The 23834-nt window shown below is 54.3% G+C and carries 21 protein-coding genes and 1 other RNA gene; 4 read left to right on the top strand and 18 right to left on the bottom strand.

Annotated elements, in window-relative coordinates; genetic code table 11:
• Positions 1-5 precede the first annotated feature (5 nt).
• The 5 genes from GH984_RS03400 to GH984_RS03420 form a co-directional block, all read right to left on the bottom strand.
• A complete protein-coding gene (locus GH984_RS03400) occupies positions 6-785 on the bottom strand; it encodes a succinate dehydrogenase iron-sulfur subunit (protein WP_153718815.1) in 780 nt (259 codons plus the stop codon).
• 17 nt (positions 786-802) lie between these two features.
• Entirely contained in the window at positions 803-2590 is a 1788-nt protein-coding gene (gene sdhA, locus GH984_RS03405; protein WP_153718816.1) for a succinate dehydrogenase flavoprotein subunit, read from the bottom strand.
• A 4-nt stretch (positions 2591-2594) separates the two neighbouring features.
• On the bottom strand, positions 2595-2975 hold the full coding sequence (gene sdhD, locus GH984_RS03410) for a succinate dehydrogenase, hydrophobic membrane anchor protein (RefSeq protein WP_153718817.1): 381 nt from the start codon (positions 2973-2975) through the stop codon (positions 2595-2597).
• Between the two features lie 11 nt (positions 2976-2986).
• Positions 2987-3367 (bottom strand): succinate dehydrogenase, cytochrome b556 subunit, encoded by a 381-nt coding sequence (sdhC, locus tag GH984_RS03415; RefSeq protein ID WP_153718818.1) that lies wholly within the window; start codon positions 3365-3367, stop codon positions 2987-2989.
• A 106-nt stretch (positions 3368-3473) separates the two neighbouring features.
• Positions 3474-3632, bottom strand: coding sequence for a DUF1674 domain-containing protein (locus tag GH984_RS03420; RefSeq protein WP_153718819.1), 159 nt, complete (start codon positions 3630-3632; stop codon positions 3474-3476).
• A 68-nt stretch (positions 3633-3700) separates the two neighbouring features.
• On the opposite strand from GH984_RS03420, the gene ygfZ reads away from it, so the two are divergent.
• The gene (ygfZ, locus tag GH984_RS03425) at positions 3701-4681 is read left to right on the top strand and encodes a CAF17-like 4Fe-4S cluster assembly/insertion protein YgfZ (protein ID WP_153718820.1); all 981 of its coding nucleotides are present in this window, start codon (positions 3701-3703) and stop codon (positions 4679-4681) included.
• Here the strand turns inward: ygfZ and lysS are convergent.
• The 5 genes from lysS to thrH all read right to left on the bottom strand — a co-directional run bounded on the left by lysS (position 4647) and on the right by thrH (position 12038).
• Positions 4647-6158, bottom strand: coding sequence for a lysine--tRNA ligase (lysS, locus tag GH984_RS03430; protein ID WP_153718821.1), 1512 nt, complete (start codon positions 6156-6158; stop codon positions 4647-4649). The genes ygfZ and lysS overlap by 35 nt on opposite strands.
• A gap of 14 nt (positions 6159-6172) precedes the next feature.
• Positions 6173-7271, bottom strand: a protein-coding gene (gene prfB, locus GH984_RS03435; protein WP_369691920.1) for a peptide chain release factor 2 whose coding sequence is annotated in 2 segments (ribosomal slippage) — positions 6173-7195 and positions 7197-7271 — 1098 coding nt in all. Because the reading frame shifts where the segments join, the coding sequence is not laid out codon by codon here.
• An 18-nt stretch (positions 7272-7289) separates the two neighbouring features.
• Entirely contained in the window at positions 7290-10895 is a 3606-nt protein-coding gene (gene hrpA / locus GH984_RS03440; protein WP_253939112.1) for an ATP-dependent RNA helicase HrpA, read from the bottom strand.
• Positions 10888-11442: a metallophosphoesterase family protein gene (locus tag GH984_RS03445; RefSeq protein ID WP_153718823.1), complete on the bottom strand. Its 555-nt coding sequence runs from the start codon at positions 11440-11442 to the stop codon at positions 10888-10890. Before GH984_RS03445 ends, hrpA begins: the two co-directional genes overlap by 8 nt.
• Positions 11442-12038 carry a bifunctional phosphoserine phosphatase/homoserine phosphotransferase ThrH gene (gene thrH, locus GH984_RS03450; RefSeq protein WP_369691921.1) on the bottom strand — a complete coding sequence of 199 codons (597 nt, stop codon included), beginning with the start codon at positions 12036-12038 and terminating at the stop codon, positions 11442-11444. Before thrH ends, GH984_RS03445 begins: the two co-directional genes overlap by 1 nt.
• Before the next feature lie 157 nt (positions 12039-12195).
• On the opposite strand from thrH, the gene GH984_RS03455 reads away from it, so the two are divergent.
• Both GH984_RS03455 and cysB read left to right on the top strand, forming a co-directional pair.
• The gene (locus GH984_RS03455; RefSeq protein WP_153718824.1) at positions 12196-12882 is read left to right on the top strand and encodes a Bax inhibitor-1/YccA family protein; all 687 of its coding nucleotides are present in this window, start codon (positions 12196-12198) and stop codon (positions 12880-12882) included.
• Between the two features lie 28 nt (positions 12883-12910).
• Complete coding sequence (cysB, locus tag GH984_RS03460; RefSeq protein WP_153718825.1) at positions 12911-13873, top strand: HTH-type transcriptional regulator CysB; 963 nt, start codon at positions 12911-12913, stop codon at positions 13871-13873.
• Here the strand turns inward: cysB and recR are convergent.
• The 4 genes from recR to ffs form a co-directional block, all read right to left on the bottom strand.
• On the bottom strand, positions 13865-14464 hold the full coding sequence (gene recR / locus GH984_RS03465) for a recombination mediator RecR (protein WP_153718826.1): 600 nt from the start codon (positions 14462-14464) through the stop codon (positions 13865-13867). The genes cysB and recR overlap by 9 nt on opposite strands.
• A 9-nt stretch (positions 14465-14473) precedes the next feature.
• Positions 14474-14794, bottom strand: coding sequence for a YbaB/EbfC family nucleoid-associated protein (locus GH984_RS03470; RefSeq protein WP_153718827.1), 321 nt, complete (start codon positions 14792-14794; stop codon positions 14474-14476).
• Between the two features lie 12 nt (positions 14795-14806).
• Positions 14807-16426 carry a DNA polymerase III subunit gamma/tau gene (gene dnaX, locus GH984_RS03475; protein WP_369691922.1) on the bottom strand — a complete coding sequence of 540 codons (1620 nt, stop codon included), beginning with the start codon at positions 16424-16426 and terminating at the stop codon, positions 14807-14809.
• Positions 16414-16510: signal recognition particle sRNA small type (gene ffs, locus GH984_RS03480), an RNA gene on the bottom strand. Before ffs ends, dnaX begins: the two co-directional genes overlap by 13 nt.
• Before the next feature lie 37 nt (positions 16511-16547).
• Between ffs and chrA the strand changes: the two genes are divergently transcribed.
• Positions 16548-17669, top strand: coding sequence for a chromate efflux transporter (gene chrA, locus GH984_RS03485; RefSeq protein WP_369691923.1), 1122 nt, complete (start codon positions 16548-16550; stop codon positions 17667-17669).
• Here chrA and GH984_RS03490 read toward each other — a convergent pair.
• Genes GH984_RS03490 through GH984_RS03505 form a run of 4 tightly spaced genes read right to left on the bottom strand, consistent with a single transcriptional unit; the run spans position 17613 to position 23798 of the window.
• Entirely contained in the window at positions 17613-18800 is a 1188-nt protein-coding gene (locus GH984_RS03490) for an FAD-dependent monooxygenase (protein ID WP_153718829.1), read from the bottom strand. The two genes, chrA and GH984_RS03490, sit on opposite strands and share 57 nt — an antisense overlap.
• Positions 18801-18806: 6 nt before the next feature.
• A complete protein-coding gene (locus GH984_RS03495; protein WP_153718830.1) occupies positions 18807-20330 on the bottom strand; it encodes a sulfatase-like hydrolase/transferase in 1524 nt (507 codons plus the stop codon).
• Between the two features lie 3 nt (positions 20331-20333).
• Positions 20334-22706 (bottom strand): endopeptidase La, encoded by a 2373-nt coding sequence (gene lon / locus GH984_RS03500; RefSeq protein WP_153718831.1) that lies wholly within the window; start codon positions 22704-22706, stop codon positions 20334-20336.
• Between the two features lie 57 nt (positions 22707-22763).
• Positions 22764-23798 carry an Rpn family recombination-promoting nuclease/putative transposase gene (locus tag GH984_RS03505; protein ID WP_153718832.1) on the bottom strand — a complete coding sequence of 345 codons (1035 nt, stop codon included), beginning with the start codon at positions 23796-23798 and terminating at the stop codon, positions 22764-22766.
• Between the last annotated feature and the right edge of the window lie 36 nt (positions 23799-23834).

The following is a 23834-nucleotide window of genomic DNA, read 5'->3' on the forward strand; positions in this document are numbered from 1 at the left end:
ATCGCCTACTGACGTGCCACCATTAGCTGCTTAATCTCAGCAATAGCCTTTGCCGGGTTTAATCCCTTAGGGCATGCCGAGGCACAGTTCATGATGGTATGGCAACGATAAAGCTTAAAGGCATCGTCTAAGTCATCAAGACGCTCGCCCGTTGATTCATCCCGACTATCTGCAATCCAGCGATAGGCCTGCAGCAGCACGGCTGGGCCTAGGTAGCGGTCAGGATTCCACCAATAGCTTGGGCAGGAGGTTTGGCAGCAAGCACATAAAATGCACTCGTACAGACCATCGAGCTCGCTTCGGTCTTCAGGGCTCTGCAGTCGCTCGTGATCTGGCGGCGCGGGGGTTTGTGCGCGCAGCCACGGCTTAATGGACGCGTACTGCGCATAAAAATGCGTCATATCCGGCACAAGATCTTTCACCACCCGCATGGATGGCAGCGGGTAGATGCGCACATCGCCCTTAATATCATCGATGGCCATGGTACAAGCCAGCGTATTACGTCCATCGATATTCATTGCGCAAGATCCGCAAATACCCTCACGGCAAGACCGCCGGAAGGTGAGCGTTGGATCGATTTCGTTTTTAATTTTTATGAGCGCATCCAGCACCATTGGGCCGCAGGTATCCAAATCAACCTCATAGGTGTCTAGACGCGGGTTTTGACCGCCATCAGGATCCCAACGGTAGACTTTAAACAGCCGTGTGTTGCTGGTGCCACCCGGTGCCGGATGATGCTCACCCGGCTGAATCCGGGAATTGGGAGGAAGGACAAACTTCGCCATTACTTCATACTCCTCGTTCAGTACACACGCTTTTTAGGTGGAATCACTTCCATCTCATCGCTAAGCGTTGTCATATGCACCGGGCGGTAATCCAATTGCACGGCATTATCGGCTTGCAACCACGACACCGTATGCTTCATCCATTTCTCGTCGTCGCGCTCGCTAAAGTCTTCACGGGCATGCGCACCGCGACTTTCCTGACGATTCAAAGCCGAGTCCATACTCACAACCGCATTACCTAGCAGGTTTTCAAGCTCTAGCGTCTCAATCAGGTCGGTATTCCAGATGAGCGAGCGATCGGCCACCTTCACATCGGCAAGGCGCCCCGCAATTTCATGCATTTTCTGACTGCCCTGCTCCAGCGTTTCTGCGGTCCGGAACACCGCCGAGTACTCCTGCATTGTCGCCTGCATGGCATCTCGAATGCTGGCCGTTGAATGCTCACCCTCTGCATGCCGCAACCGATCGAGCCGAGACAAGGCATAATCGGCACTATCTGCCGGCAATGGCCGATGCGAGCCAAGCTCGCTAACCACCTCAGCCGCGCGAATAGCCGCTGCACGACCAAACACCACCAAATCAAGCAACGAGTTAGAGCCCAGTCGGTTGGCACCATGCACCGAGATGCAGCCTGCCTCACCGATGGCCATCAGGCCTGGTACAACGGCATCAGGATCACCGTCACGTGGTGCCACAACCTCAGCACGGTAGTTGGTTGGAATGCCGCCCATGTTGTAGTGAACCGTGGGCAATACCGGAATTGGCGCTTTAGTTACATCGACACCCGCAAAGATACGAGCGGTTTCTGCAATACCCGGTAGGCGCTGATTGATAACCTCAGGCCCTAAGTGCTCAAGGTGCAGATGAATGTGATCTTTGTTGGGGCCTACCCCGCGGCCTTCGCGAATCTCAATTGTCATTGAGCGAGAGACCACATCGCGCGAGGCAAGATCTTTGGCGTTGGGCGCGTAGCGCTCCATAAAACGCTCACCCTCAGAATTGGTGAGATAGCCGCCTTCACCCCGCACACCCTCGGTAATCAGGCAGCCTGCGCCATAAACCCCCGTTGGGTGGAACTGGGTGAACTCCATATCTTGCAACGGCAAACCCGCCCGCAAGACCATTCCACCACCATCACCCGTGCAAGTGTGCGCAGACGTACAAGAGAACCAGGCCCGTCCATAACCCCCGGTGGCCAACACCACCAAATGGGCACGGAAACGATGAATCTTTCCGGTGGCCAACTCAAGAGCAATGACGCCCCGGCAAGCGCCGTTTTCCATAATCAGATCGAGCGCAAAATATTCGATATAAAACTCAGCTTGATGCGCCAGTGACTGCTGATAAAGGGTATGCAAAATGGCATGCCCGGTTCGATCAGCCGCGGCACAGGTGCGCTGGGCTGTACCCTCGCCAAAATGCGTTGTCATACCGCCAAATGGGCGCTGATAAATTTTGCCGGCTTCAGTCCGAGAAAACGGCACGCCGTAGTGCTCAAGCTCGATGATGGCGGGGATGGCTTCGCGACACATATATTCGATTGCATCCTGATCGCCCAACCAATCAGAGCCTTTGATTGTGTCGTAAGCATGCCAGCGCCAGTCATCTTCACCCATGTTACCGAGGGCTGCGCTAATGCCGCCCTGTGCCGCCACGGTGTGACTGCGCGTTGGAAAAACCTTAGTGATGCACGCCGTTTTTAGGCCTTTTTCAGCCATCCCAAAGGTGGCACGTAAACCGGCACCGCCCGCGCCGACAACCACCACATCGTAGGTGTGATCGATAATTTCGTAATCGGTGGTCATGGCATTAGCCTCCGAGGGCAATAGTCAGCACAGAAAAAATAGCAAACCCGGCAAGAAAGGCTGCAACAAACCGCAACCCAAAAACCAGACCCATGCGCACGCCTTTGTGGGGCACATAGTCTTCTAGGGCAACCTGTAGACCTAGCGCGCCGTGATAAAACAAAACGCCGAAGGCTAAAATCAGCATAACCGCGTTAATTGGGCTGCTAATCCATGCCGCGGCCTGTGCATAATCGGCGCCGGAGTTAACTGCTAGCCCAATCACCAACCAAAGCATTAGCGGCAACATGGCCACTGCACTAACCCGCTGTGCCCACCAATGGGCGCGCCCGTGATGTGAGGCGCCTAGGCCGCGCGCCTGCTTTAATGGAGTACGAAATTGCATGCCTTGGCTCCTTAAATCAGCACAATCAGCCACGTGATGAGGGTTAACGCAACCGCGCCAGCAATCACAGCCTGCCCCGTCCGTTGCGCTACGGCTAAATCAAACCCATAGCCCGCATCCCAAAACAGATGCCGCACCCCATTGCAGAGGTGATAAAACAGAATAAAGGTCCATACGAACATTAATAGCCTTACCGGCACGCTGCCCAAAAGCGCGCTGGCTGCCGCGTAGCGCTCTGCGCCTGCTGCCACAGCAGCCACCCAGTAGACCAGCACCAGAGAACCGGCCGCTAACAAAGCGCCAGAGATTCGATGACTGATGGATGTGATTGCGGTAAAGGGCAATCGGTAGACTTGTAAATGCGGCGATAGCGGCCGATTATCGATGCTCATCTGGTTGCTCTCCAGGCAGACTAACGGCGTTTGGAACCTCTATAAGGTACGCTTTGCTGGCACTCAGCGCAACAATGCCGCGATGCAACAATCACTGACCTCGACGTCAGAAATCGGTGCAGCGCCCATTGCTCTCCCAATCTCCATAACGTGTTGGCTCAGGGCCGGGCGCTCCACCGTACTCTTTAGGCATCGGCTTAGGCGCTTGCTCTTTGGCTGAATCAGCAGCAGGCTCTGGGGCTTGTTCCTTGCGCTCATCACTCATTAGCTGCCTCCGTACTATCGACAATTTTGTTACCTTGTCATTATCGCATATTTGTTTAGGAGTCAGACATGTCTCAGGCAGAACCCCTTCTCCCCGTAGCACCCTTGCTACAGGCCGCTGAAACCGGCGGTATCGTGGCGCCGCTCACGCATTTAGGCGTTTTACATGTAGCGGGGGACGATGCCATTGAGTTTTTACAAAACCAGCTCACCCAATCCGTTAAAGATCTGCCGGATAATCAAAGCTGCATCGCCGCTTGGTGTAACGCGAAAGGACGCACGCGGGCACTCTTTCGAGTTGTTCACAGTGACACCGGCATTCTTTTAATCGGTAATGCGGCAGTCCTTAAGGCCATCCAACCCAAACTACAAATGTTCATACTCCGAGCGCAGGTTGCCCTTACCAATCTGTCTGATGACGAGTCATTACTCGGTCTGGCCGGCCCTGCCGCTGAGACTTTACTGACCGAAATAGCGGGCACGCTTCCCACAACATCAGGCGAAGTCAGCCGCGCGGGTGATCTACACATTATTGCGCTGCCCAGCGCTACGGGGTTGCGGTACTTATTACTGGCTCCCCAAGCAGAGGCCAGCGCTTTGCAGGCTCGCCTAATGGAGGCCCTAACGCCGGCTGACGATGCTTTTTGGCAACTCTTAGAGATTCAGGCTGGCATTCCGGATGTGGTGCCAGAGACCATGGAACAGTTCATCCCCACCATGATGAACCTAGAGCCACTAGGCGGCATTAGCTACCAAAAGGGTTGTTATCCTGGCCAAGAGGTGGTTGCCCGAATGCATTACCTTGGGCGCTTGAAACGCCGTCTTTACCGCCTAGAGATGGCGGGCGACCCACCCGCGCCTGGCGCTAAAATTTTAGATGCCAATGGGGGTGAGGCTGGCAGCGTTGTCATTGCCGCTGCCGCCGCCGATGGCAATGCCGAGCTTTTGGCCGTATTAAAAATTGACGCCGCCGAAGCCGGGGGGCTGACCGTTGATGAACTTAACTTAACCCTGCTTAATCTGCCTTATCAGCCGCCTGAGGCCGCATAGCCGGAAATAGCAATACATCGCGAATAGACGGCGCATCGGTCAGTAACATGACCAACCGATCAATACCGATCCCCTCGCCCACGGCGGGGGGCATGCCATATTCCAACGCTCGAATATAATCGGCATCGTAGTGCATCGCTTCGGCATCGCCGGCGGCTTTTTCCTCGGCCTGTTGCTGAAAGCGGCGCGCCTGATCTTCGGCATCATTTAGTTCTGAAAAGCCATTGGCAATCTCACGACCAGCCACAATCAACTCAAACCGCTCGGTCACGCTCGGGTCATCATCACGGGGGCGCGCAAGCGGCGATACCTCGGTTGGATAATCGGTCACAAATGTTGGCTGGCGCAGCTCGCCCTCAGCCGTTTTCTCAAAAATCTCTAATAAAAGCTTGCCAACCCCCCAATGCGGCTGAGTGGGCACACCCAGCGCATCTAGGCGCAACCGCAAAGCCTCTGGCGAGCTGAGCTGCCCTTTTAGTTCAGGATTTTGCGCAACTACCGCTTCGGCCACGGTTACCCGCGCAAAGTCTGAGCCAAAATCAATGGATTCACCTTGATAGGTGATTGACTCGGTGCCGAGCACATCGCGTGCTAAGCCACGCAACAAATCTTCGGTTAAGTCCATTGCTACGCGGTAATCTGAGTAGGCCTCATAGAACTCGAGCATGGTGAATTCGGGATTGTGCCGCGTAGAGACGCCTTCGTTACGGAAATTACGATTAATCTCATACACCTTCTCAAACCCGCCCACCAAAAGGCGCTTAAGATAGAGCTCGGGGGCTACGCGCAGGTAAAGATCGCGCTCTAGTGCATTATGATGCGTGACAAATGGCCGTGCCGTAGCGCCACCGGGAATGGGCTGCATCATTGGGGTTTCCACCTCCAAATAGCCCTTGGCGTGAAAATACTCACGAATGTAGCGCACGATATGGCTGCGCGTATAAAACGCCTCACGCACCGTTGGGTTGGTCATTAAGTCTAAATACCGTTGGCGATAGCGCACTTCAGTATCTTCTAAGCCATGGTATTTATCCGGCAGCGGCCGCAGTGATTTGGTGAGCAGGCGCAAGCTGTCACAGTGCACAGACAGCTCGCCGGTTTGGGTACGCATCAGCAGGCCGGTTGCACCCACAATGTCGCCGGCATCCCACCCTTTAAACGATTGATAAACGCCTTCAGGCAGATCATCTCGCCGCACAAACAGCTGGATATCGCCAGACATATCTCGCAGCGTGGCAAAGCTCGCCTTGCCCATCACACGCTTTAAAATGAGCCGCCCAGCAATCTGCACAGGGATGGCCGCGGCTTGCAGCGCCTCAGCATCATGCTCAGCGTAGTTACGCTGTAGGTCAGCTGCTAAATGCGTGCGGCCAAAATCATTTGGAAATGCGGCCCCGCTGTTACGCCACTCGCCAAGCTTACGCCGCCGCTCGGCAATCAGACGATGCTCTTCGTGTTGTTGATCTTTTTCTGCCATCGCCTTGTTGCTCCCTACAATCCTGCTTTTAAGCTGGCTTCGATAAATGGGTCGAGGTTGCCATCAAGCACCCCTTGTGTGTTACCCACCTCAACGCCCGTGCGTAAGTCTTTAATTCGGCTTTGATCCAACACATACGAGCGGATCTGGCTGCCCCAACCGATATCGGCCTTGGTATCTTCGATCTCAGCGGCCTGCGCACGCTGCCGATCCATTTCGCGCTCATAAAGCTTTGCCCGCAGCTGACTCATCGCCGTTGCCCGGTTTTTATGCTGAGAGCGATCATTTTGGCACTGCACCACCACGCCTGAGGGTAAATGCGTAATCCGCACAGCAGACTCGGTGCGGTTAACGTGCTGCCCGCCGGCGCCACTCGCTCGATACACATCCACTCGCAAATCCGATGGATCAATCTCAATATCCACTTTATCGTCCAGCTCTGGTGCCACAAACACGGCTGCAAATGAGGTGTGCCGACGATTGCCTGAATCAAATGGTGATTTTCGAACTAGCCGATGGACACCCGTCTCGGTGCGTAGCCAGCCAAACGCATATTCGCCATTGACCTTAATGGTGGCGCTTTTTATACCGGCCTGCTCACCAGCGGAGAGTTCAATAATTTCGCTGCTAAAGCCCTTATCTTCAATCCAGCGCAAATACATTCGCAGCAGCATTTCCGCCCAATCTTGGGCCTCGGTGCCGCCGGATCCTGCCTGAATGTCTACAAAGGCATTGTTGGCATCCATCTCGCCTGAGAACATACGGCGGAATTCAAGATCAGCAATCACCTTTTCGTGACCCGCCAGGTCATCGCCCACCACCGCTATCGTTTCTTCATCGTCTTCTTCGCGCGCCATCTCAAGCAGCTCTTCGGCATCATTCAGCCCGCTGGCTAGGTCGTTCAGACGATTAACAACCCGCTCCAGCGCCGCTCGCTCCTTATTGAGTGCTTGCGCCCGGTCTGGATCATTCCAAACTTCTGGAGATTCAAGCTCTCGGCTCACTTCCTCTAAGCGCTCTGCCTGAGTTGCCAGGTCAAAGATACCCCCTCAGGGCGTCATGACGTCCTTTAAGGTCGGCCAGTTGATTCACCAATGCATTGGTATCGAGCACAATTTTCCTCTTTTTGTCTTACCGCACTTCAGCCCATGCCTGGGCTAAGCGCTTTTCTGATACACGCGTTTGGGTGCCAAGTTCTTGGGCAAATATGGACACCCGATACTCTTCGATCATCCAACGAACCACCGTCAGGGCCGGGTCTTTAACCCCTTTGCGCTGATGCCGCTCAAGCGTCTCCCGCAGCCGCTTTTGATGCGGCAAAATCTGGGCTAAACCTGCCTGCTCACGAGATGGGTCACGCTGCAAACGCTCAATTCGACGCTCCATCCCCCTCAAATAGCGAGGCAACTCAGCCAGCTGCTCCACGGGTGTTGTTAGCAAGAAACCCGAATAAACCAAACCTTCAAGCTGCTCCGCCAAATCCCGATAGCTATCAACCAAACCCAGCGGAATATTTCCCTTTAGGTGTCGTTGCACGGTCACATGGCGCTGCAGGATACCAGAGACAAGCTCGCTAAGCCGCTCTCCTTCAACAATAATCTGCTCACGCCCTTGTTCACAGCAGCGGACAAACGCGGCCTGATCACGCGGAACCTCGTTGGCTAGAAACACCCGATCAAACGTGGCGGCGCAAAGCTCCTCAGTGGTGACTTGCAGGTGCCTCAATCCGCCCATCTCACGACGCAACAGCCGCGCCTGCTGGGCAAATTTCTTCATCAACAAAGTGCGCACGCCCACCCGATGAGCGGCTTCAGCACGCTGCGGGCTATCCAGCAAACGCAATGCTAGGCCCGATTTTTCCGCACATAGTGCCGGATAGCCCAGCAATTCGGCACCTCCCTGAGTAAAGGGCATTTGATCTGGCAGGCTGCCAAAATCCCAATCGGTAATATCGGTGCGTTCAAAGCCAACCTCTTCAGTGGCTCGAAAATCTTTACCAGCCCGCGCGCCCCATTGCTGCTGAAGCGCAGCAAGATCGCGGCCTGCCTCCAGCACCTTACCCTTGGCATCCACCACCAAAAACCGCATGGTTAGATGGCTCGGTATGCTCAGCTCATCCCATACATCGGCGGGCAGATCAATTCCCGTCATTCGTCTTAGTTCACGCCGCACCGCATCCTCTAAAGAGCCGCAACGATCGGGCAAGGCCTCTAGCACAGCAGCCGCAAACTCGGGCACTGGCACAAAATGCCGCCGCAGCCGCTTGGGCAAGGCACGAATGAGCGTCATGACCTTCTCGGCTAATAAACCGGGCACAAGCCACTCAAAAACATCTGGTTCGAGCGCATTGAGCCCAGCCACGGGTACACGCACGGTCACTCCATCCGCATCGTCACCAGGCTCAAAGACATAGCTCAACGGCAATTGCAGACTGCCCGCCTTAAGGGTGTCAGGAAAGTCCTCAACCACCGTATGATCGGTGGCCGCGATAAGCTGAGATTTTGAAAATTTTAGAGCTTGTTCGTTGCCACCGCGCTTGAGCCACCGGGCAAGGCTTGGGGCATCGACTACCTCGTCTGGCAGAGCGGCATCGTACAATGCAGCCAGCTGCTCGGCATCCAGCAGCAGATCACGACGGCGGGCTTTTGCCTCCGCCTTTTCTAAGGCGGCCTGCAAGTCACGATTATGTTGCAAAAAAGCGGGCCAAGGCTCTGGATATTGGCCCAGCAAGCCATCCTGAATAAAAATATCTCTCGCCGCTGTTGGTGAAACCCGAGCGTAATCAATCTTTCGTCCATTAACTACGGGCAAGCCATACAAGGTCATATCGACGCGGCCAAACACCTTGCCGCTATGCGAATCCCAAAAGGGGCTGTGGTAATGCGCCTTAAGCAAGTGCTTGGCAACAGGCTCTATCCACTCTGGGCGAACCTCGGCAACTAAACGGGCAAATACCCGGCTTGTTTCGACCAGCTCTGCGGCCACAATCCAGCGCGGCTTGCGTTTAGCCAATCCAGACCCCGGGTGAATCGCCAATTTTAAATCGCGTGCGCCGCGATACACATCATCCTCTTCACGCAACGCAACCGCATTTAGTAAACCCGTTAGCAATGCGCGATGAATCGCAACCCGGTCTGCCGGTTCGGCGTTTTCACTCAACCCCATTTCTTTGGACAGACCGCGCAATTGGCCGTGCACCTCCTGCCATTCCCGCAGTCGCGCTGGAGAGAGAAAATGCTCACGACACCACGCTTCATACGGCTTTCTTTTTAACTCCTTGGCCGTGGCCTTCATCGCCGCCCATAAATTGAGCAGGCTGACAAAATCAGAGCGTTTGTCTTGCCACTTAGCATGCGCGGCATCCGCAGCCTCTTGATGATCCAGCGGTCGGTCTCTTGGATCTTGTACCGACAAGGCGGCGGCCAGCACCAATAATTCGCTCAATGCCCCTTCAGAGGCACCGGCAAGCAACATCCGCCCAATTCGCGGGTCAATCGGCAAACGGGCCAGTTTTTTTCCTAAAGCGGTGAGATGATGGGCGCTATCCAAAGCCTCTAATGCTTCCAGCAGTCTTAAGCCATCGCGCACCAAACGCGGATCGGGCGCTTCAACAAATGGAAATTCGTCAATGTCGCCTAAGCGCAAATGCTTCATCTGCAGAATCACAGAGGCAAGGTTAGTGCGCAGGATTTCAGGCTCGGTAAACGCCAGACGCTCGGCAAAGTCTGATTGCTCATATAGCCGAATACACACACCGGGGCCTTCTCGCCCACACCGCCCCGAGCGCTGCTGAGCGCTTGCCTGAGAGACAGGCTCGATGGGAAGACGCTGAATGCGGGTGCGAAAACTGTAACGGCTGATCCGCGCTAACCCGCTATCCACCACATATCGAATGCCGGGTACGGTTAACGAGGTTTCTGCAACGTTGGTTGCCAGCACAATCCGCCGACCACGATGCGGCGCGAAAACCCGCTGCTGCTCAGCGACTGATAGACGTCCAAACAGCGGCACAACCTCGGTATGCGGTGGATGCTGCTTGCGCAGCGCATCGGTGCATTGCCGAATCTCTCGCTCACCCGGCAAGAAAACTAAGATATCGCCGGGGCCGCAGCGGGCTAACTCATCCACCGCGTCGATTACCCCATCGCGTAAGTTTGTCGGGGGGCGATAGCGCACTTCAACCGGCCATGTGCGCCCAGATACTTCAATAATCGGTGCCTGATTAAAATGCGCTGAAAACCGCTGTGGATCGATGGTGGCTGAGGTAATAATCACCCGCAAATCAGGGCGCGCAGGCAGCAGGCGTTTTAGATAACCCAACAGAAAATCAATATTTAAGCTGCGCTCATGCGCTTCATCAATAATCAGGGTGTCGTACTGCTTTAGCTGTGGGTCATGCGACGTTTCGGCCAACAACATGCCATCGGTTAGCAGCTTAATTCGGGTTTGTTGACTTGTCTGATCGCTAAAGCGAACACGGTAGCCAACCAGTTGGCCTAACGGGCTGCCGGTTTCCTCCGCAATGCGGGTTGCCAGCGCGCGGGCAGCAATACGCCGTGGCTGCGTGTGCCCGATTATGCCATCAACGCCACGCCCAATTGCCCGCATCAACTGCGGCAATTGCGTGCTTTTCCCTGAGCCCGTTTCACCGCAAACAACCACCACCTGATGCGTGGCAACCGCCTCCTGAATGGCCTCGGCCTGCTCGAGAATCGGAAGCATTTGCCGATCAGTCATTCGCGCGTGGGCGATGCGCCCGATAACTCCGTTTGGGGAAGTGTTTGGCTTCGACCTGCCAGTTCTGTTCATCACAGGTTAAAACAAGACAGCTTGGACCACCCTGAGTGCGTGTTCTACCAGCAGCACCCGGGTTAAGTAACCATGGATCCTCATCGCACGAGAGTTTTTGGCGATGACTATGACCATAAACCACTGCACGATAGTCGGCATACTGCCGTCGATAGCGCCGATGTCGCTGCTCGACCGTACCGCCATCGTCTCCATGAACGACTTTCAGCCGCCCCCCTGGCAAATCAACACTGGCCTCTGCAGCTAAATTTGCCAAGATATCTTGTTCATTTTCAGGCCAATGAGCGGCGTCGTCGTTATTGCCACGAATCGCAACAACCTCTTGCCGTGGGTTTAATGCAAATAAAATATCCGCTCCGCCCACATCGCCTGCATGAATGGCAATGTCACACTCACCCACCACCTCAGCCACGCGTGGATCAAGGAAACCATGGGTATCGGCAAGCAATGCCACTTTTAACGGTGTTTTAGTCATTAGGCGTGCTCAATGGCCTGCGCAAGCGCGTCGTAGCTGTCGCACTGGGTGAATTGAGGAAATTCAGCCACCACATTATCAGGCGCATTAAACAAAAACCCGGCGTGCGCGGCGTCGAGCATATTGGTGTCGTTGTATGAATCACCCGCAGCAACCACCTCAAAATTGAGTTGGCGGAATGCGTTGACGGCAGCGCGTTTATGATCCGGCATCCGCAAATGATAGGCGCTAATTTGCCCCGTTGGCTCTACCTGGAGGCCATGACAAAACAACGTGGGCCACCCGAGCTGACGCATTAATGGGCGGGCAAACTCACGAAATGTGTCTGATAAAATCACTAATTGATATTTCGCACGAAGCGCTTCTAAAAAGGCTTTGGCACCTGGCAGTGGCGTCATTTCACTAATCACAGCCTCGATATCAGGCAGCCCGAGTTTATGCCGATCAAGCTCCGCTAAGCGCATCGCCATAAGCTCATCGTAATCAGCAATATCACGCGTTGTGGCACGCAGCGCTTCAATGCCGGTTCGATGGGCAAAATCGATCCAGATTTCCGGGACTAAGACGCCTTCAAGATCTAGGCAGACAAGTTTCACAAATCAACTCCAGCACAGTTGCAGGGGAAGCGGACACTACGAGGTTTCTGCCAAGGCTGCAAGATTTAACCTCATTGAACCTTCGTGACATTACCGCGCTCTAATGGCACATTAATGAACAGAATCTCAACCTAATGGTTATCTGCGGAGGATATCGATGGATCAGAACACACGGGTAGCCCCCTCAGCACGCTCCACTAGTGCTGCAAGCTCGGTCCTTTCAACCAATAAGGTACTGCGCAACACCTATGCGTTACTTTCTCTAACGCTTTTATTCAGCGCACTAATGGCAGGCTTTGCCATGGTTACCCAGGCACCACCACTAAACTGGATGGTTGTACTGGTTGGCTACTTTGGCTTGCTCTTCACCACTTTTGCGCTACGCAATAGTGCATGGGGTATTCTCAGCGTTTTTGCCTTAACAGGCTTTATGGGATTTACCCTCGGCCCAATTCTAAGCTTCTACATCGGCGCATTTTCTAACGGCGCAGAGCTAGTGATGATGGCCCTTGGTGGTACCGGCGTAATGTTTTTAGGGCTGTCTGCTTATGCGTTAACCACCCAAAAAGACTTCAGCTTTTTACGCGGCTTTTTGCTAGCAGGTATTTTGGTTGCGTTTGTAGGCGCTATCGTTGCGATTGTGTTTTCCATTCCAGCCCTCTCGCTTGCCATGAGCGCTGCATTCGTGGTGCTAATGAGCGCGCTGATTCTCTACCAGACCTCAGAGATCATTAACGGGGGCGAGACGAACTACATCATGGCAACCATTACGCTGTATGTATCGATCTATAACCTGTTCACCAGCTTGCTGCATCTGCTGGCAGCTTTTTCTGGAGAGCGCTAAGGCGCTCTCCCTCCCTCTACCCGCCTGAATGAAATTATCCCAACTGCGCTACATCGTCGAAGTCAATCGACGGGGGCTGAGCGTCTCTGCCGCCGCCGATGCACTATTTACCTCGCAGCCCGGCGTAAGCAAGCAAATTCGCTTGCTTGAAGAAGAGCTCGGCGTACAGATCTTTGAGCGCAGCGGCAAACACTTCACTCAGCTAACACCGGCCGGCCGAGAAATTATGGCGGTGGCCGAAAAAATCTTAGGGGAAACCCGCGATATTGCGGCAATCGCCGAGGAACACTCTGACGAGCGTCGTGGCAGCCTTTCTATTGCAACCACGCATACACAAGCACGCCATGCTTTGCCCCAGGCCGTATCCTCTTTTCGTAAACGCTACCCGGCTGTGACCTTGCATTTTCATCAGGGTACACCGGTACAAATTGCAGAAATGGCAACCTCTGGCGAAGTAGACTTTGCCATCGCCACCGAGGCGCTCGGCCTTTATGAAGATTTGGTGATGCTGCCCTGTTATCGCTGGAATCGCAGTATTGTTGTGCCAGAGGGGCATGCTTTATGCCAGGTCAAGCCGCTCACACTAGAGGCAATTGCCGACTACCCGATTGTCACCTATGTCTTTGGATTTACCGGCCGCTCTAAGCTAGATGAGGCGTTCGCAAAAGTTGGCTTGCAGCCCGATGTCGTATTTACTGCGACCGACTCAGAGGTTATTAAAACCTACGTTCAGCTTGGTCTGGGCGTTGGCATTATGGCCAGCATGGCATTTGAGGCTGAGCGTGATCATGGCCTCGTTGCACTCGATGCCAGCCATTTGTTTGAACCCAGCACGACAGGCATCGCATTCCGTCGAGGCGCGTTTTTACGCGGCTACATGCTCGATTTTATCCAAACGTTTGCCTCGCATTTAACCCCAGCGGTGGTTGAACAAGGCATAGCCGCCCAGTCAGATGAAGAACGTCAGGCGCTGTTTAAGCTGCTAGACTAGAGGCATGCGCCCCGCAAAAGCGTGCGACAGTGTGCCGCTATCAACAAACTCCAAGTCACCTCCCAACGGCACACCGTGTGCAATACGCGACACGGATAATTGCGCTTCGCGCGCCATTGAGGCGACGTAGTGCGCCGTTGCCTCTCCCTCTACCGTGGGATTGATGGCAAGAATCACTTCCTGCACTTCGCCCGCCACAAAACGGGCCTCAAGCCGATCTAATCCCAGTTCAGCAGGCCCAATCCCATCCAGCGGCGATAAGCGACCTTGGAGAACAAAGTACAGGCCCTGAAAGTCTGTGGCTTCCTCAATCATCTGCACATCTGAGGGGTTTTCAACGACACAAAGGACAGACCGGTCACGCCGCTCGCTATCGCACAGTGCACATATTGCCGTTTCGCTTAGGCTTCGGCATTGCTGACATTCACCAACTTCGGCAATTGCCGTCAGCAGGGCATCCGCTAGTCGGCTTGCCCCTTCACGGTCTCTTTGCAGCAAGGTGTATGTCATGCGTTGGGCAGACTTAGGGCCGACGCCAGGCAAGCACCGAAAAGCCTCCATCAACTGTTGAACACGTCGAGAACCGCTCATCGTCAGCGCCTAAAACGGCATCTTCATGCCGGCAGGCAAGTTCAAACCTTCCGTTAGCCCGGCCATACGCTCCTGAGTTGTCTTTTCAAGGCGTTGAGCCGCGTCGTTAAACGCCGCCGCCACTAGATCTTCAACCATTTCGCGATCGTCATACACCGTTTCATCAATGGTCACGCGGCGAATTTCATGTCGCCCCGTCATCACCACCGAAACCATACCGCCACCGGCCTGCCCAGTGACTTCCATTTCTGCAAGCTCAGTCTGCACGCGCTGCATTTCCTCTTGCATGCGCTGCGCCTGCTTCATCATGTTACCCAGTCCACCTTTCATCGCTGATCTCCTTTAGAGCTGATTGTCATCTGACTGCTGTGGTCGAATCGAATCAGGAATAATTTCTGCATCGAATGTTTTACGCAGGGCTGCAACGGTTGGATCCTTTTCAATGGCTTCAACCGCCGCTGCTTCACGCTCGGCCAGTGTACGTTCTGCGGCCGCCGCCGGTGTCTCTGCCTTCGGCTTCCCCACTTGTAAATCGAGTTTAACCGGTTCTCCGAAATGCGCTGATAGTGCTTCGGTTAGCCGAGTTATGGCCGCCTCTGCTAGCAAATGATCATGCCCTGGCTCAATGCGCAGCGTGACCTTACCCGCCTCACGCCCCACCCAATCACAATGGTTGACTAACGCCCGCGCTATTCCGCTAACCGGCAATGCCGCAGCAAGGGCGTGCCAGTCAGTGTCTGCCGGGGGCGCAGGCTTTGGCTCGGGCTTTGGCGCCGGTGCCGCGGGCTTTGGCGCAGGCTTTGGCTCGGGCTTTGACGCCGGTGCCGCGGGCGTGGGTGAGGGTGCAGGCGCTGCGGCCTCGGCAGGCGTAAATGCCAACATACGCAGTAACGTCATCTCAAATCCAACGAATGGATCCGGGGCCATAGACAAATCATGCCGACCATGCAGCGCAATTTGGTAATACAGCTGAATGGTTTCTGGCGAGAGCTGCTCGGCTAGTTTAGCCTGCCATTCATCACCACCACCCACCACTTGGTGAAGTGTTAACGCATGAAAAATTGCCTGCAAATCTGCCAGTGCACTTGCATAGTTAGGGCTGCGCTCTGCAAGCTGCTTTGCACAGTCTAAAAGCGCAGGCCCATCATTAACCGCCAAATGCTCAACTAAGGTTTTAATCAGTGTTTTATCGACACTACCGAGCATTTCCTGCACATCGGCTGCGTTAAGCACACCGTTGCCATACGCCACGGCCTGATCCGTCAAACTTAACGCATCGCGCATACTGCCATCGGCAGCCACCGCAATTTGCTCCAGCGCTTCGGTATCAGCAGTAATTCCCTCGGCCTGTGCGATGGTTTGTAATTGGTTTGCAATAAGCGCTGGGGATAGTGGCTTAAGATTAAACTGCAAACAGCGCGACAAAACGGTAACCGGCAGTTTTTGAGGATCGGTGGTGGCAAGCAAGAACTTGACGTGCTCAGGTGGCTCTTCCAGCGTTTTTAACAGCGCATTGAAGCTGTGGCTGGAGAGCATATGCACCTCGTCGATCAAATAGATTTTGTATCGACCGCGGCTGGGGGCATATTGAACGTTATCCAACAAATCTCGCGTGTCTTCGACTTTGGTCCGCGAAGCGGCATCAACTTCAATCAAATCGACAAAACGGCCAGCGTCAATGTCTTGACAGGCAGCGCACTGCCCGCAAGGCTCAGCGGTTACGCCTGCCGCTTCGCAGTTAAGACATTTCGCCAAAATCCGCGCCACGGTTGTCTTTCCCACGCCTCTTGTTCCCGTAAACAAATACGCGTGGTGCAGCCGATCTGCAGCAAGGCCATTCGCTAGTGCACGTAGCACATGACTCTGGCCAACCATTTGGGCAAAATTGTGAGGGCGCCATTTTCGGGCCAATACCTGATAGGTCATACGTGCAGTATAAGGAAAGGCGGAAGCGCCAGCCACACCCCGGCGCCCGAGTCCACCGCTGCCGCTGCTCCCTTCCGGGCCTGACGGGGTTCACGGTCTGTCGTCGCGAGGGGACCAGCGCCTCCGCATCTCAAATGCTAACAGTTCAGGGGGCAACGTGCATCGGGCGTTAGAGATATTTTGGGCCTTTCTGCGGCTGGGACTGATTGCCTTTGGCGGCCCGATTGCCCATTTGGTGTTTTTTCGGCGCTGGTTTGTTGAACAACGACGCTGGCTCAGCGATACGGCCTATACCCAAATTGTTGCTCTAGCGCAGGTCATACCAGGCCCCGCCAGCAGTCAGGCGGGCTTTGCCATTGGCTTACATCGTGGTGGGCTTGTCGGCGGCATTGCGGCTTGGATCGGTTTCACACTGCCTGCTGCGGTAATCATGATTGGATTTGGCACGGTCTATACGCAGGGCTTTATCAGCGGACTTAAGCTTGCCGCTATTGCGGTGGTTGCACACGCACTCTATGGCATGGCCAAATCTATTTGCGTCGATTGGCAACGGGGCGCCATTGCGATGGTCTGTGCCATCGGGGCCAGCGTGATTCCCGGCATTTTCGGGCAAATCAGCATGCTCCTACTGGGGGCGATTGCTGCTTTGATGTTACTAAAACCAACCGCAACACCTCACCAGGCTATTAACATTCCGGTTAGCCGAACGTTAGCCGTGAGTGCTTTTTTGCTTTTTATTATTGGCTTTCTGCTAACACTCGGTCTGCCAGGAATCCATGGCGGCCTTTGGTCTGTGCTTTTTCAAAGCGGCGCGCTGGTTTTTGGTGGCGGGCATGTGGTGCTTCCGCTCCTTGAAAGTGGCCTGGTACCGACTGGCTTGATCGATACAGAGGCATTTCTTGCAGGCTATGGTGCTGCGCAGGCCATTCCCGGCCCCCTATTTACATTTGCTGGTTATCTTGGTGCGCAAATTCACCCCGAACTTGCCATTTTGGCCGGTGGCCTTGCTTTAATTTGTATTTTTGCACCGGGCCTATTGCTGGTGCTGGCGCTGCTTCCTGTTTGGCAACGATTAACGGATTTTCCACGGGCTCAGCAAGCCCTCACCGGAATTAATATCGCTGTTGTTGGTCTGCTGGCGGCCGTTCTAATTAATCCTTTGCTTTTACAAGGCATTAACGATTGGAAAGATGCAGCGGTTGCGCTGCTGGCCTTTGCTGCTCTACTGAGTGGGCGTGTGCCTGTCTACCTGGTGGTGATCATCTGTGCGGCCATTTAGCGCATAACGCAACACAGCACGTTTTAACCACCCACCACGCCCCGCCAGGCTCAACCCCCAGCTGCGCACGGGCGCTAATGGCCCAAGCGATGCGGTAAAGCCGATATGAAAACCGGTCATTAGCGATTGCATTAGCTGATTATCCGGCCGGCGAGCCTGCTCGTAGGCAGCTAAAGCAGAAGGATGGCTCAGCGGCAATCCGGCATCGCGCGCTTTAATGATTTGCTCTGCCAGCGCCTGGGCATCTCTTAGCCCTAGGTTTACGCCTTGGCCTGCCAGAGGATGAATTACATGCGCAGAATCCCCCACCAGCACTACATTATCTTGCCAATATCGCTTGGCATGCAGACGACGGATTGGGAAAGCGCCTCGCCCGTAAAGCACATCAATGCGCCCTAATTCGGGTGGAAAAGCCGTCTCAAACGCTGCAATAAAATCGGCTTCAGTTAAATCGAGTAACTCCTGAGCCTTAGTGGCGCTGACGTACCACACTAACGAGGCCGCCCCCTGCGCCAAGGGTAGTAACGCCTGAGGCCCATCAGGGGTGAAGCGTTGCCAAGTCTCTCGCGCAGCGGGCGGATCTGTTAGCACGGTCGCTACCACCGCATGCTGGCCATAATCGCCCGTCCATATTCCAATGCCGGCTTTTTCCCGTAGAGGTGACGCGGCACCATCCGCTGCAACTATCAGATCATGCTCATCCCATTCAACCGTCAATGAAGGCGCCGGCGCTTCAAGTTGCACGGTGGGCTGCTCCTCTGCCTTAGTCAGCAAGGCACCTTGTAAATGCTCGTTTTCCACAAAAGTACCGAGCCGATCAAGCCCCACTTCGTTAGCCGAAAATTCAAGCCGGCCATTGCCAGAGATATCCCAGGCGCTCAAAGAGTCAAAATCTGCCAAACGCGCTGTGTTAAGCGCCTCCCACGCGCCAATGTGTTGCAAATAATCAATGGACCGACGGTTCAGCGCTGAGACGCGCAACCGAGGTGGCTCATTGGCATCGATGGGCGCGGGTGGTTTAGCTTCTAAAAGGCGCACTGGCACATTCTGACGCCCCAAATCGAGCGCAAGTGCAGCACCCACCATGCCGCCGCCGACTACTAATACCGGTTGTACTTTCATATCCGTCATTTGGCCCTAAAACACCTCGAGCAACAACCCACGCAAATCAGAAAATTGACCGATTGCCTGCTTAGGCGCCATCACGCCAGCAGAAAATCCCTTTTGTTCAAATTTGCCAAGCAAACTGGCGTCTTGGCTAATGATGTGCACAGGCACCGTCTGCGAGGGGCGTTTGCCATCCACCAGTGGCGATGGCGGATGATCCCCCATTAAGATCAACACGCCATCGTCTAAATCCTGTATAGCCCATTCGACAGCGGCATTGAGGGCATAATCAATCGACTTGGTGTAGTAAGCACGTCGTTTTTCAGCGTTGCTCCACACCGACAGTGCGGAAGGGCCTGCCGATGCCCACCGATCGAAACCCTTTCCATCACCAATTTCGGCCCAGTCCATTAACTCTATAACCGGCGTCCATGGGGCATGACTGCTAATTAAAGCAATTTGCGTAAAAAGGGGTGCTGAAGTGGGTTGACGGACCGATTCGCTAAAAAAATGCCAAGTAAATTGATCTGGCATAGTGACCCACCCTAACGGGGGGCCCGCATAATCTATGTTTGCACCATCAAATACGGCATCAAATCCCCACGCCTCGCCTTCGGGCCAATCGCCCACAATAGCGGGCAAAACCGCTGCCGTTTGATAGCCCGCACGCTGAAAATCTGTTATCAAAGAGTGAGTGTTACCATCAAGAAACTGCTCATATCGTCGCTGGCTATCAATGGTTAGCCCACTAAGAAACGTTGCGTGAGCAAGCCACGACTGCCCCCCAGAAATCGGTGATCGGTACCGTGCGGTGACGACCCCCAAACCTGCGGCCTCCAGCTGCTCAGACAGTAACTCAATGCCCCTCGGGGTACCCGCTGAAGTGGCGTCATAAGATTCAACAAACGCAACCACAACGTCGCGACCATTTAACTGAGACAGATCCGCAGCGGGGTCAGTGTGCTCTTCTAGTGTTTTTGTGAAGTGTGCTCGGTCTTGGTCTGCGGCAATAACCGCATTGGCCTGATTGTAAAACTGCGCCGCCATGGGTGCCCCAAGCAGGCCAACGCCTAAGTTCGCTTGAACGAACCAAATCCCACCGAACAGGAGTAGTAACGACGCAGCAAAAATGGGTCGCCCACCTTGCACCAACCCGCTGAGCCCCCGCGTCAAAGCCAACGCAGAAAACAGCAATAGTGCCGCGCCCAATAGCACAACGACTATCGTAAAGACCCAGCCCATTGCGCCTTCAAGCAAATGAATCACAGAGAGCAGCAATGGCAAATCAACCGATAGATCAAGCGCCCGACCCAAGGCCCATTGAGCACCAAGCTCAGAGAAACCCAGCAAAACACCCACCATCAGCATCCAGGCAATAAGCACAATACCGTAACGCTGAAGCGGGCCACGCAGCAGCATGAGCCCAGCACACAACAGCGGAATCTCAACCGCTAGAAGGGGCAACGCTGAGGGCGCTGCGCCTGCCGGCAACCACCATGAGATGCCCACTAACGAAACATTCAGCCCGATCAATAAGAGCAGCGGGCCGAACATCAGTTAGCTGTTCTGCAAACTAACAGCGGCAAGCTCATCGACATGCTCGATCCAATGAAACTGCATTGCCTCTCGAGCGGCCTCGGGTATCTCTTCAAAGTCTTTGCGATTACGGGCTGGCAATAAAACCGTAGTAATACCTGCCCGACGCGCGGCCAAGACCTTTTCTTTAATACCCCCCACTGGAAGCACCAGTCCACGCAAGGTGATCTCTCCGGTCATCGCAACATCCTGTCTAATACACTGCCCCGTTAGCAGCGACACTAACGCCGAGTACATCGCCACGCCAGCGCTTGGACCATCTTTTGGTATGGCTCCGGCGGGCACATGAATATGGATGTCGTCGCTTTGCAAGGCATCTAGGTCAACACCCAGCGCTTCTGCATTTGACTTAATCAAGCTGAGCGCCGTTTGTGCGCTTTCTTTCATGACATCACCTAACTGCCCCGTTAGGACAAGACGGCCACTACCTCGCGAGCGTGATGCTTCAATGAATAGGATATCGCCACCCACCGGCGTCCAGGCCAGCCCGGTTGCAACACCGGGCACACTGGTGCGCATGGCCACCTCGCTTTCAAACTGAGGTGCTCCCAAGATCTCCTGCAGATCTTCTACCTCAATTGATGCATTTTCGATACTGCCATCCGCAATCCGCACCGCTACATGTCGCGCCACTTTACCCAGCGTTCGCTCAAGCTGCCGACAACCGGCCTCCCGTGTATAAGAGGCAACAATCTCCGCAATAGCATCATCACTGACTTGGAACTGCACCTCGGTTAATCCCGTATTTTCTCGCTGCCGTTTCAGCAAATAACGCCGGGCAATTTGGACTTTTTCTTCTTGCGTGTATCCCGGAATCTCAATCATCTCCATGCGATCACGCAAGGGGCCCGGGATTTGATCGGGCACATTCGCCGTTGCAATAAAAAAGACCGCACCTAGATCAAACGGTAGCCCTAGGTAGTTATCCTGGAAACTCCCATTTTGAGCCGGATCTAAGACCTCTAGCAGTGCTGCAGATGGATCACCATGCATACCCGCGCCAAGCTTATCCATTTCATCGAGCATCAAAACAGGGTTACGCGATCCCGCTTTATGAATGCTCTGAATAATCTTTCCAGGCAATGCCCCTAGGTAGGTGCGCCGGTGGCCACGAATCTCGGCCTCATCATGCATGCCACCTAAACTGGCGCGCATAAAATCTCGACCCGTTGCCCGCGCAATGCTCTGTCCTAATGAGGTTTTGCCCACACCCGGTGGCCCCACAAAACAAATAATCGGGCTTTTACCCGCTGGATTAAGTTTGCGCACCGCCAAGTGCTCTAGGATGCGTTGTTTAACCGGCTCAAGACCAAAATGATCCTCATCAAGAATTTCTCTGGCCTTAGCAATATCAATATCTTCCTCTCGCTCGACAGACCATGGAAGCTCAAGCAACCAGTCGATATAAGTGCGCACCATCGAGTACTCACCCGCGCCTTCCGGCATCCGTGCAAGTCGGCGCAACTCCTTACGTGCTTGCTTTTCCGCCTCCTCCGGCATTTTTGCTTCATCGATTCGGCTTTCTAATTCGCGCAGTTCCTCGGCCTTTTCATCGCCCTCACCCAGCTCTTCCTGAATTGAGCGCAACTGCTCGCGCAGTAGGGCCTCACGCTGACGTTCAGACATGGTTTCATGGGTGCGTTCGGTAATCTTTTGAGAGAGCTTTAGCACCTCAACGCGATAATCAATTAACGTGAGCACTCGCTCTAGTCGTGCCGAAATATCTGTTAGCTCAAGCAACTCCTGTCTCTCCGCAGCAGCCAAATCGAGATAACCCGCTACCGCATCGGCCAGCACACCGGGCTCGCGAATCGCGGTTATTGCGCCTGCTAATTCCTGTGGCGCCTGTGGCAAGAGCTCCAGCGCCTCTAGCGCTTTGTCGCGCAGCGCCAACATACCTGCATCAATTTCAGGCCCGTCGGGCTGCACTTCAGGAATCCGCTCAACTCGCGCCACCAAAAAGGGGTATCCCTCGATTGGCTCGACAATGCGAAATCGCTCAGTGCCCTGCAAAACCAAGTGATGATGCCCACTGCCTGCAACCAAGCGCATCACATTGGCAATGGTGCCAACCTGCTTAAGATCCGCTATCGAGGGCGTTTCATCATCGCTTTGCTCCTGCAGCACAATACCCATGGGTAGTTCCTGCTGAACCGCCTGACGCGCCGCCAAAATAGATTGCGGGCGCCCAAGTCCCACAGGCATCACCATCTGCGGAAACAACACTAAATTCCGAACCGGTAAGATAATAAGCGCATCATCGGGTAACCGCTGCAGCACCAAACTGCGCGATTCCTGATCTTCCATTTGCTCAAGCGTTTCTGTGTCAGTCATTGCCACCTCCATGTTAAAGAGATGGAGGCGGCATGCCTGATTTTCAAGAGGTCGGGCTTAAGAAAAGATATCCTCAACGGCGCTGGCATCAAGGCCACGCTCAAACCACAAAACCAGAGTCTCAGCGTCTGCCGCCTTTACCTGTGCCTCATAGTGTTCTTTCGCCTCTACGCCAAACCGCCGTTCAATCAACCGCAACAGCAGCAGGGCCTCACCCTCGCGGCGGCCTTGCTCGAGGCCGATCTCTCGGCCAATCTCTCGGCCAATCTCTCGGCCAATCTCTCGGCCCTGTTCGAGGCCTTGCGCCAAACCTTGCTCTTTCCAAGTTTCAGTCCATTCCTTAACGCGTTCTGACAACATTCCTTGTACCTCCTTCAGGTCACTAAGCTGGTCAAAGTTTACCCCTGGCACCCGGGCGGGCAGCAAGACCTGTTTTATCCAGACCGTAAAACTACGCCGCAATTCACGCTGGTCTGCAAGTGCCAACCAATCAATGAGTTTTTCTAGAATACGCTCAATATCGGCAGGTTCACGACTTTGCTCTAGCGAAAATAATGCCTCTACCAAATTTTGCTGCGCTGATGAGGGTGTCCGGCCGGGCTGATTGGCATCAAGCAGAAGGTAACTCAATCTGGGTTGATAGGCCTCTAATCCACCCGGCACTTGCGCAATTAACCGAGCAACTTCCTGGGGCGCTTTCCAGGGTTTTGTCCCCTGATAAAGCACAATCGGCAATACCGCCGGCAGTAATCCACTGTCGGTGAGTTCATTGCGGTTGGCTAAATCTTCATATAACAGACCTAGATAATTAAATATCCGCAGCGCCATAAAGCGCTCTGGTGTCGACTGAAACTCCAAAAGCAGATAGACATACATAAACGTGTCGTCGTCACACCAGCGCACCCGCCAAACCATATCGCTAACCCGCTCACGCAAGTCGCCCCGCACATAACTGCCATTCATGCGCTCCAACGTCTGAAGGTCCAGCTTTTCAACCCAAGGATCTTTAACATAACCCCGCAGTAGATCAGCCATCATCGCCGGATGGCTAAATAAACGTTTATAACCGTGATCATGCCCGTGGTGTGTCATTGCGAAAGCTTAAGCGACGGGCGCCACGAAAACTGA

Origin of the sequence: Spiribacter salilacus (assembly GCF_009649225.1) — a bacterium.
In the GTDB taxonomy this organism is placed as follows: Bacteria; Pseudomonadota; Gammaproteobacteria; order Nitrococcales; family Nitrococcaceae; genus Spiribacter; species Spiribacter salilacus.

Excerpts from the sequence above, each read along its gene's own strand:
- lysS (WP_153718821.1), bottom strand. The coding sequence starts at position 6,158 with ATGGCAGAAAAAGATCAACAACACGAAGAGCATCGTCTGATTGCCGAG.
- ygfZ (WP_153718820.1), top strand. The coding sequence starts at position 3,701 with ATGTCTCAGGCAGAACCCCTTCTCCCCGTAGCACCCTTGCTACAGGCC.
- GH984_RS03505 (WP_153718832.1), bottom strand. The coding sequence starts at position 23,798 with ATGACACACCACGGGCATGATCACGGTTATAAACGTTTATTTAGCCAT.
- GH984_RS03445 (WP_153718823.1), bottom strand. The coding sequence starts at position 11,442 with ATGACTAAAACACCGTTAAAAGTGGCATTGCTTGCCGATACCCATGGT.
- hrpA (WP_253939112.1), bottom strand. The coding sequence starts at position 10,895 with ATGACTGATCGGCAAATGCTTCCGATTCTCGAGCAGGCCGAGGCCATT.
- GH984_RS03400 (WP_153718815.1), bottom strand. The coding sequence starts at position 785 with ATGGCGAAGTTTGTCCTTCCTCCCAATTCCCGGATTCAGCCGGGTGAG.
- cysB (WP_153718825.1), top strand. The coding sequence starts at position 12,911 with ATGAAATTATCCCAACTGCGCTACATCGTCGAAGTCAATCGACGGGGG.
- GH984_RS03470 (WP_153718827.1), bottom strand. The coding sequence starts at position 14,794 with ATGAAAGGTGGACTGGGTAACATGATGAAGCAGGCGCAGCGCATGCAA.
- sdhC (WP_153718818.1), bottom strand. The coding sequence starts at position 3,367 with ATGAGCATCGATAATCGGCCGCTATCGCCGCATTTACAAGTCTACCGA.
- GH984_RS03455 (WP_153718824.1), top strand. The coding sequence starts at position 12,196 with ATGGATCAGAACACACGGGTAGCCCCCTCAGCACGCTCCACTAGTGCT.
- sdhA (WP_153718816.1), bottom strand. The coding sequence starts at position 2,590 with ATGACCACCGATTACGAAATTATCGATCACACCTACGATGTGGTGGTT.
- GH984_RS03420 (WP_153718819.1), bottom strand. The coding sequence starts at position 3,632 with ATGAGTGATGAGCGCAAGGAACAAGCCCCAGAGCCTGCTGCTGATTCA.
- sdhD (WP_153718817.1), bottom strand. The coding sequence starts at position 2,975 with ATGCAATTTCGTACTCCATTAAAGCAGGCGCGCGGCCTAGGCGCCTCA.
- recR (WP_153718826.1), bottom strand. The coding sequence starts at position 14,464 with ATGAGCGGTTCTCGACGTGTTCAACAGTTGATGGAGGCTTTTCGGTGC.
- GH984_RS03490 (WP_153718829.1), bottom strand. The coding sequence starts at position 18,800 with ATGACGGATATGAAAGTACAACCGGTATTAGTAGTCGGCGGCGGCATG.
- GH984_RS03495 (WP_153718830.1), bottom strand. The coding sequence starts at position 20,330 with ATGTTCGGCCCGCTGCTCTTATTGATCGGGCTGAATGTTTCGTTAGTG.
- lon (WP_153718831.1), bottom strand. The coding sequence starts at position 22,706 with ATGACTGACACAGAAACGCTTGAGCAAATGGAAGATCAGGAATCGCGC.